This is a genomic window from Kitasatospora sp. NPDC057542 (genome assembly GCF_042801945.1).
Classification (GTDB): Bacteria; Actinomycetota; Actinomycetes; order Streptomycetales; family Streptomycetaceae; genus Kitasatospora.
Genome location: NZ_JBHVFE010000432.1, coordinates 1 through 7,851 on the forward strand (window position 1 = coordinate 1; position 7,851 = coordinate 7,851).

At 74.6% G+C, this 7,851-nt stretch carries 6 protein-coding genes and 1 pseudogene; 4 read left to right on the forward strand and 3 right to left on the reverse strand.

All coding sequences use genetic code 11. The features are described from left to right. Window positions 1-51: 51 nt before the first annotated feature. The gene (gene ppc, locus ACFU7Y_RS35460; protein ID WP_224281801.1) at window positions 52-2,850 is read right to left on the reverse strand and encodes a phosphoenolpyruvate carboxylase; all 2,799 of its coding nucleotides are present in this window, start codon (window positions 2,848-2,850) and stop codon (window positions 52-54) included. A gap of 259 nt (window positions 2,851-3,109) precedes the next feature. Here ppc and ACFU7Y_RS35465 point away from each other — a divergent pair, with 259 nt between their 5' ends. Further along, window positions 3,110-4,378 (forward strand): sensor histidine kinase, encoded by a 1,269-nt coding sequence (locus ACFU7Y_RS35465; protein ID WP_224281803.1) that lies wholly within the window; start codon window positions 3,110-3,112, stop codon window positions 4,376-4,378. A 63-nt stretch (window positions 4,379-4,441) separates the two neighbouring features. On the opposite strand, the gene ACFU7Y_RS35470 is transcribed toward ACFU7Y_RS35465, so the two are convergent. Both ACFU7Y_RS35470 and ACFU7Y_RS35475 read right to left on the reverse strand, forming a co-directional pair. Further along, window positions 4,442-4,969 (reverse strand): SUKH-3 domain-containing protein, encoded by a 528-nt coding sequence (locus ACFU7Y_RS35470; protein ID WP_380770826.1) that lies wholly within the window; start codon window positions 4,967-4,969, stop codon window positions 4,442-4,444. A 60-nt stretch (window positions 4,970-5,029) separates the two neighbouring features. Continuing rightward, window positions 5,030-5,491 carry a YwqJ-related putative deaminase gene (locus ACFU7Y_RS35475; protein WP_224281804.1) on the reverse strand — a complete coding sequence of 154 codons (462 nt, stop codon included), beginning with the start codon at window positions 5,489-5,491 and terminating at the stop codon, window positions 5,030-5,032. Window positions 5,492-5,956: 465 nt separating this feature from the next. On the opposite strand from ACFU7Y_RS35475, the gene ACFU7Y_RS35480 reads away from it, so the two are divergent. The 3 genes and pseudogenes from ACFU7Y_RS35480 to ACFU7Y_RS35490 form a co-directional block, all read left to right on the forward strand. Then, window positions 5,957-6,172, forward strand: a complete 216-nt coding sequence (locus tag ACFU7Y_RS35480) for a DegT/DnrJ/EryC1/StrS family aminotransferase (protein WP_380770825.1) — start codon at window positions 5,957-5,959, stop codon at window positions 6,170-6,172. A 156-nt stretch (window positions 6,173-6,328) separates the two neighbouring features. Continuing rightward, complete coding sequence (locus ACFU7Y_RS35485; RefSeq protein WP_224285379.1) at window positions 6,329-7,330, forward strand: SMI1/KNR4 family protein; 1,002 nt, start codon at window positions 6,329-6,331, stop codon at window positions 7,328-7,330. A 67-nt stretch (window positions 7,331-7,397) separates the two neighbouring features. After that, window positions 7,398-7,851, forward strand: a pseudogene (locus ACFU7Y_RS35490) (hypothetical protein); the annotation flags it as partial.

Genomic DNA, 7,851 nt, shown 5'->3' on the forward strand with positions numbered 1-7,851 from the left:
GGGGTCCCAAGGACGGGACACCGGCCCCTCGGCCGTTCTCGGGTCCGGCCGTCAGCCGGTGTTGCGCAGGCCGGCGGCGATGCCGTTGACCGTCAGCAGCAGCGCGCGGGCGCGCAGCGGGTCGTCCTGGCGCCCGGCCGAGAGCTCCTCGCGCTGGCGGCGCAGCAGCGCGACCTGGAGGTAGGAGATCGGGTCGAGGTAGGCGTCGCGGACGGCGAAGGTCTGCTTCAACACCGGGTTGTGCTCCAGCAGTTCGCTCTCGCCGGTGAGCCGGAGCACCTCGCGCAGGGTGAGGGCGTGCTCGGCCTTGATCTGGTCGAAGACGTGGTGCAGCTCGCCGGGCACCAGCTGCTCGACGTAGTGGCGGGCGATCCGCAGGTCGGTCTTGGCCAGCGTCATGGCGACGTTGGACAGGAAGTTGCGGAAGAAGTGCCACTCGCCGTACATCTCGTCCAGCACGTCGCGCAGGCCCGCCGCGCGGGCGGCGGCGAGGCCGGAGCCGACGCCGTACCAGCCGGGGACGATCTGCCGGGACTGGGTCCAGCCGAACACCCACGGGATGGCCCGCAGGCCGTCCAGGCCGGCGCCGGAGTCGGGGCGGCGGGACGGGCGGGAGCCCAGGTGCAGCGATGCGAGCTGGTCGACCGGGGTGGAGGCGAAGAAGTACTTCGGTAGGTCCTCCTGCTCGACCAGGGTGCGGTAGGCGGTGTGGGCGGCCTCGGAGACCTGGTCCATCGCGGCGTCCCAGCGGGCCAGCGACTCGGGGGCCTGGCGCGGGGCGGTGTGCAGCGCGGAGGCGGAGAGCGTGGCGGAGAGGGTCAGCTCCAGGTTCTCCCGGGCCAGCGAGGGGAGCAGGTACTTGTCGGAGATGACCTCGCCCTGCTCGGTGACCTTGATCTCGCCCTCCAGGGTGCCCCAGGGCTGGGCCAGGATGGCCTCGTGCGAGGGGCCGCCGCCGCGGCCGACGGTGCCGCCGCGGCCGTGGAACAGGCGCAGCCGGATGCCGTAGCGGTGGGCGACGTCGCGCAGTCGGCGCTGGGCGCGGTGGATCTCCCACTGGGAGGTGGTGATGCCGCCGAACTTGGAGGAGTCGGAGTAGCCGAGCATGACCTCCTGGACGTCGCCGCGCAGCGAGACGAGCAGACGGTAGGACGGGTCGGAGAGCATCTCGTCGAGGATGCGGTCGGCCTGCTGGAGTTCGTCGGTGGTCTCCAGCAGCGGCACGATGCCGATCTTGGCGATGCCGGCGTGCAGGTCGATCAGGCCGGCCTCGCGGGCCAGCACGGTGGCGGCGAAGACGTCGTCGGCGCCCTGGCACATGGAGATGATGTAGCTCTCGACGATCTCGTCGCCGAAGCGCTCGAAGCCCTGGCGGATGGTGTTGAACACGCCGAGGGTCTTGGTGCCGGCCTCGTCCAGCGGGGCGGGGGTGGGGGCGAGCGGGCGGCGCGAGCGGAGTTCCTTGGCGAGCAGCTTCTGCCGGTACTCGCGGGGCATGTCGGCGTAGCGCCAGGCCTCCTCGCCGAGCCGGTCGAAGAGCTGGCCGAGGGCGTGGTGGTGGGCCTCGGCGTGCTCGCGCACGTCCATGGTGGCGAGCTGGAGGCCGAAGGCCTCGACGGTGCGGATGGCGCGGGCGAGGCGGCCGTCGGCGATGAGCTCGCCGCGGTGGGAGCGCAGTGAGTCCTGGATCAGCCGCAGGTCGGCGATCAGCTCGCGGGTGCCGAGGTAGTCGCGGCCCTCGATGTGCGGGGTGCCGCCGGCCAGCCGCTCGCGGGTGTTCTCCAGCTTGAGCCGGATGCAGGTGGCCTTGAGGCGGTAGGGCTCCTCGGCGTTCATCCGCTTGTAGCGCGGGCTGAGTTCGGGGAGCAGGTGCAGGTCGGTGTTGAGCGAGGCGAGCAGCTCGACCGAGGCGCCGGCCAGCCGCTCGGAGGTGGAGAGCGTGTTGCGCAGGTCGTCGATCGCGGCGAGCGCGTCCTTGATGCCGTACTCGTGCTGGAGGTTGAGGACGTCCCAGGTGACCTGCGGGGTGACGTTGGGGTTGCCGTCGCGGTCGCCGCCGATCCAGGTGCCGAAGGTGAGCGGCCGCACGCCGTCGGGCAGGCTCAGGCCGACCCGGGCGAGTTCCTCGTGCAGCTCCTCCAGGACCTCGGGGACGGCCTCGCGGTAGAGCTCGTCCAGGTAGTAGACGGCGTTGCGGGCCTCGTCGGTGGGCTCGGGGCGGGCGATGCGCAGCTCGTCGGTCTGCCAGAGCAGGTCGATGACCTCGGCCAGACGGCGGTCGGCGGAGCGCTTGGCGCTGCTGGTACGGGCCTGGTCGGCGGCGGCCAGGCCGGAGGTGACCTCGTCGCGGTGGATGCGGTCGAGGAGTTCGCCGATCCGGCGCAGCTTGTTGAGGACGCTGCGGCGGGCGGCCTCGGTGGGGTGCGCGGTGAAGACCGGGCGGACCGCCAGGTGGGCGAGGGTGTCCTGGAGGTGCTTGGCGTCGGCCTCGGCGAGCTGGTCGGCGGTCTGCGCGAGCAGCGAGCCCTCCCGGGCGCGGCGGGTGGCGAACTCGCGGCCGCGGTGCACCTGCTCGGTGACGTTGGCGAGGTGGAAGTAGGTGGAGAACGCCCGGACCAGCTTGGCGGCGGTGTCCAGGTCGATGTCGGAGAGGAGTTCGGCGGTGGCCTCGCCGTCGGTGCGGCTCAACAGGCGGACCTGTTCGACCAGGCCCAGCAGCTGGGGGCCCTCCTGGCGGACCAGCGTCTCGCCGAGCAGGTCGCCGAGGCGGCGGATGTCCGCACGCAACGCGGCATTGTCGGCGACGACGGGCGTGGGGCTGTCCGCCGGGTTGGGGACCGGAGCGGTCACGGCTGGCTCCCTGTGGTGGTGGGGTTCGGCAACGGCTCATCGTCACAGGTCCACACGCGTGTGGCGGGTGTGACGAGTGCGGACCGCGCTGTCCGACGCGACCAGCATAGGTCTCGGGGCGGGCGCTGTCCGCGAGGTGGCCGGATGGCGGACAAGGCTGCCGAAAACCGCCTATGGTCTGGACCACTTGGCGGCTTCGTGGGGTGCTCCGGGCGATCCCGGTGGGGAGGGGAGGGGGTTGCCGCTTACGCTGTGGGGCATGAGCAAGTCGCCTGGGGAGCGCATGCCGGTCCGTTCGTTCTGGTGGTGGAAGCGGCCGCGCAGCGCTTTCCTGGACATCGGGCTGGCGTTGCTCGCCGCGGTGGAGTGCGCGGTCAGCACGATCGCCTTCCTCTCCGCCCGGATCCACGTCAGCACCGCGGGAGCGGTCGGGATAGCCGTGCTCGGCACACTGGCCGGCGGCTCGCTGGTGGTGCGCCGGCGCTGGCCGGCCGTCCCGGTGCTGGTGACGCTGCTGGTGATGCCCGGGATGCTGGGCGTGGTGCTGCTGGTGGTGGCGCTGTACACGCTGGCGTCGACCTGGGAGTGGCCCCTGCGGCGCCGCCGGGTGGTGGCGCTGTCCGCACTGGCCTTCGCCGAGGCGGCCGCCGTGATGGCGGTGTCGCTGATGACGCCCGGGGACGCGCCGGTGGACCCGCCGCCGCTGTGGGGTCAGATCCTGCTGTCGCTGCTGGTGTCGGTCGGGCTGACCGTCGCCCCGGTGGTGACCGGACTGTACGTCGGCGCGCGGCGGCGGCTGATCGATTCGCTCAAGGACCGCGCGCACGGCCTGGAGACCGAGCTGGACCTGCTGGCCGAGCAGGCGCAGGAGCGTGCCCGCCGGGCCCGGCTGGAGGAGCGCACCCGGATCGCCCGGGAGATGCACGACGTGGTGGCGCACCGGGTGTCGCTGATGGTGGTGCACGCCGGGGCGCTGGAGCGGATCGCGGGCAAGGACCCGGACAAGGCGGCGCAGAGCGCCAAGCTGATGGGTGAGGTGGGCCGGCAGGCGCTGAACGAACTGCGCGAGATCCTCGGGGTGCTGCGGATGGACGACGAGCGGCAGCCGGAGCCCGACTCGCTGGCCGGGCTGCCGCGGCTGGTGGACCAGTCCCGGGCGGCCGGGATGGCGGTGACGCTGACGGTCAGCGGCAGCCGGCAGGAGTTCACCGGCGAGGCCGAGCAGACCGCCTACCGGGTCGTCCAGGAGGGCCTGACCAACGCGCACAAGCACGCCGGCGGCGCCCAGGTGTCCGTCCTGCTCTCCTACGCGCCGAACGGGGTGCGGGTGGCCGTGGTGAACGCCTGCCCGGGCGGCGAGAGGGGTGCGGCGAAGCTGCCCAGCGGGGGCAACGGGCTGGTCGGGATGCGGGAGCGGGTGATCGCGCTGGGCGGCACGTTCTCCTCCGGACCGGAGGCGGACGGCGGGTTCCGGATCGAGGCGGTGCTGCCGTCCCGGCTGGCGGTGCGGGCCGAGCGGCTGCGCTGAGGCGGGCCCGGCGATTCGACCGGGTCGGCACGCGGGAGTGGTCGGACACCCCCTGAGCCGCCCTCAGTACTCCTCGGCGGTGCGCAGCCGCTCCGGGGCGGTGCCCAGGACCAGGGCGGAGATCGCCTGGTCGATGCCCTGGCCGAGGAACCACTCGCCGGTGTGGTCCAGGCTGAAGACCCGGCCCTCCTCGTCGACGGCCAGCAGCGCCTGCCCGTACGCCTCCTCGCCGAGCGGGGCCAGCCGGGTGCCCAGCGCCCGGCCGAGGTCGAGCAGGGTGCGCGGCTGGTGCAGACCGCACAGCGGGTCGATCAGGAACGGGGTGCGGGCCAGCTGGCGTCCCGGGCCGGACAGGTCGAAGGCGAGGCCGCCGAACTCGGCCCAGGCCTCCACCGCCGCCGGGAACACCGCGTGCCGTACGCCGGTGGGCGCGCCGTACCCGGCCAGGGTGTCGGCCCACTCCTCGGCCTGCCGGATCTGCCAGCGGCCGGGGTGCCAGCCGGCCGCCTTGAGCTCGGCGGCGACGTCGGCCGGGAAGCGCGGGCGGGTCCGGGCGCCGGCGGGGGAGAGGGTGGCCGGTGCGGGCGGGATGGGCGGGTTCAGGGCGGGCTCCAGGGCTGGGGGACGGGGGACGTGCCGGCGCTCGGCCGGTCAGTGCGCGGGCGGCCCGACGGCGACGCTGCGCACGGTGAAGTGCTCCAGCATCGGAGCGCAGGAGCGGCACGGCGGGGCGTGGCTGCCGTGCGTCGGATCGCCCTCCTCGCGGATGCGCACGGTCGTCATCCGGGAGCCCTTGAGCGCCTTTCGGGCCTCGTGCAGGGTCATCGGCTTGCGGGCGGCGCGCTTGGAACGCCTGCCGTCGACCGCGGCCAGGTGCTGGGAGAGCAGGACGGCCTCCGGGCAGCGGCCGGTGAACCGCTCGCGGGCCTCCGTCGGCAGGGTGTCCAGGAAGTCGGCGACCAGGTGGTGCAGCACCGGGCGGCGCGCGTCCTTGTCGCCCGCCAGCGTGTGCACCTCGCCGCCCTTGAGCGACAGCGCGGCGGCGACGGCGGGCAGCAGGCTGTCGCGGTGGTGGCGCAGCACGGGCGGGCCCGCCGGCTCACCGGTGGTCATCCGTCGTCCTCCTCCTCGTAACCCGGCGTCGGCCGGAGTGGCCGGGCCGATCCGGGGCAAGCCTGTCAAACGACACCGACAACCGCACAACCGGGGTGCGGCGGCCGCCGGCGCCGCGACGGACCGGCCGGGAGGCCACCCGATGCCGACCGGATGTGCACGTTCTCGTCACGACTTGTCCGCCGGTCTGCCGAAACGGCCCCCGGTACGCGGCCGGGGCCGCCGCCTGCCGTGCGGGCGGCCGCCGGCGGGCCCGACTCCGGTGCCCCCGTCGGACGTTGAGGCCGACGGGGAGGGCCTGCCGCCCGCTACGACGAGCTGCCGCCCGCTACGACGAGCTGCCGCCCGCTACGACGAGCTGCCGGGCGGGCCGGCCGGGCTCGCCCCGCCCCGGACCGCGCCCGGCAACGAGCACACCCGGCACCCGTACCCGGTGCGGGCCGGTCCCGGTCGGGCCGCGGCGCGGTGCCGGGCGCGCTGCACGCCGTCGGGACCGGCACCGGAGTGCACCATCCGGTGCCGGTCCACCTGCAACCCGCGTTCCGTCACCTCGGCCATCGCGAGGGGGAGTTCCCGGTCGCCGAGCGGGCCGCCCGCGAACTGCTCGGCCTGCCGCTGCACCGGAACCTCACCGAGGCCCGGCAGCTGCGGGTGGCCGAGGCGCCGGGCGGGCGGTTGTGACCCCGGGGGTGCTCCCGGGCGGGGCCGGGCCGCGGACCGGTACCGGGAGCTGCCCTCGGTCCCCCGTCGTCCGCCTGGCGGACGGGGGGTTGAAGGCAGGCCCTAGGCTGGTGCCCAGCAAGCACCGTATTTGCAGCAGCCAGTGGGGGCTCCCAGATGACGACAGGTCGGCCCGGCGTCGCCGCCGCACCGAACGCGGCGTACGCAGGTCAGGTGGTGCAGTTCCCGGACCCGGTCCGCGCGGAGCGGCACCCCGCCGGGGTCAGGGTGGACGAGTACGGCTTCCCGGACTTCGGCCCGTACGCCGCCGCCGTGGCCGAGGTGGCCGATCCGCCGGAGGGCTTCGGCGTGGACGAGCTGCGGCTGACCGACTACGTCTCGGCCAACGCCGCGCTCTACACCCAGGGCCACCCGCTCTGGGCCGACCTCTCGACCGCCGTCGCCACCCCGCCCGGCTGGACCTGGCACCACGCGGTCGGCCGGGCCGCCCCCGGCTGGCGGCGGATGGAGCTCGTCCCCGTCGAGGTCAAGGCGCTGCTGCGGCACCACGGCGGCCTGGCCGTCTCCGCCGCCGACCACACCCGTCGCGGTACCCGCCCCCTGCAGGAGCGCCGGCCGGTGCACTTCTCGCTGGCCAGGGACGGCGGCGACCCGATCGGCGTCCCCGAGGACCTGGTCCAGCGTGCCGAGGAGCGCCTCGGCTACCGGCTGCCCGACGCCTACCGCACCTTCCTCAAGCTGGGCGGCGGCCGCGCCCCGGTCGGCGTGGCGCTGGACACCGAGCTCGGACTGCTGCTCGACCAGCCGTTCCTGACGCTCAGCGAGGAGTACGGCACCGAGGACGTCGTGTACGCCAACAAGTGCCTGCGCGACCACCTCACCAAGGACTACCTGGGCATCGCCTACGCGCAGGGCGGCCTGGTCGCGCTCAAGGTGCGCGGCGAGCGGGCCGGTTCGGTCTGGTTCCACCTCTACGACGACGCCCGCGACACCGGCGCCCCGGAGGCTCCGGAGGACCGCTGCGCCCGGCTGCTGCTGCCCTGCGGCGAGGACTTCGACGCCTTCCTGCTGCGGCTGGCGGGCAGCCCGCCGGAGCTGGAGACGGTCGCGGAGCTGATGGTGGACGGCGGGTTCGCCCGGGCCGTCCCGGTGGGCTGAAGCACGTGGTCGCGATGGTGTCGGTGGAACGGGGGACGAAGAGGATGCGGACAGGGGTGAACCGGGCGTGGTGACGTACGCGCAGGCGCAGGAGCTCGCCGAGGAGTGGATCAACGGCGGGGTGCCGCGCTCGCAGCAGCGCGAGGTGCGGGTCCGGGAGTTCGACCTGGGCTTCGTCTGCTGGGCGGTGGCGCCCGCGGGCGCGGCCGACGGCACGGGCGGTGCGGGCGGCGGCTCGGGGGAGGCGCGGCTGGTGATCGCCCGGGACTCGGGCGCCAGCACGCTGTGGCCCGCGCTGCCCGTCAACGAGGTGGTCCGACAGTACGAGGAGGTCTACGGGCGGCCGGTGGCGGCCAACCCGGCCGGGGCGGCGAAGCCCTCGCCCGGGCCCGTGGAGGCGACCTCCTTCCTGCTCAGCCCGCCGCAGTGGCTCCAGGAGGCGGGGGCCGCGGCGATCGCGGCGGAGGCGGAGCGGCTCGGGACGGCACCGGCCGGCCCGCAGGGGGCGGCTGCCGGGGCCC

What these genes read in the sequence shown, in the direction of transcription:
- ACFU7Y_RS35475 (WP_224281804.1), bottom strand. Translation starts at nt 5,491, where the DNA reads ATGACCACCGGTGAGCCGGCGGGCCCGCCCGTGCTGCGCCACCACCGC.
- ACFU7Y_RS35485 (WP_224285379.1), top strand. Translation starts at nt 6,329, where the DNA reads ATGACGACAGGTCGGCCCGGCGTCGCCGCCGCACCGAACGCGGCGTAC.
- ACFU7Y_RS35465 (WP_224281803.1), top strand. Translation starts at nt 3,110, where the DNA reads ATGAGCAAGTCGCCTGGGGAGCGCATGCCGGTCCGTTCGTTCTGGTGG.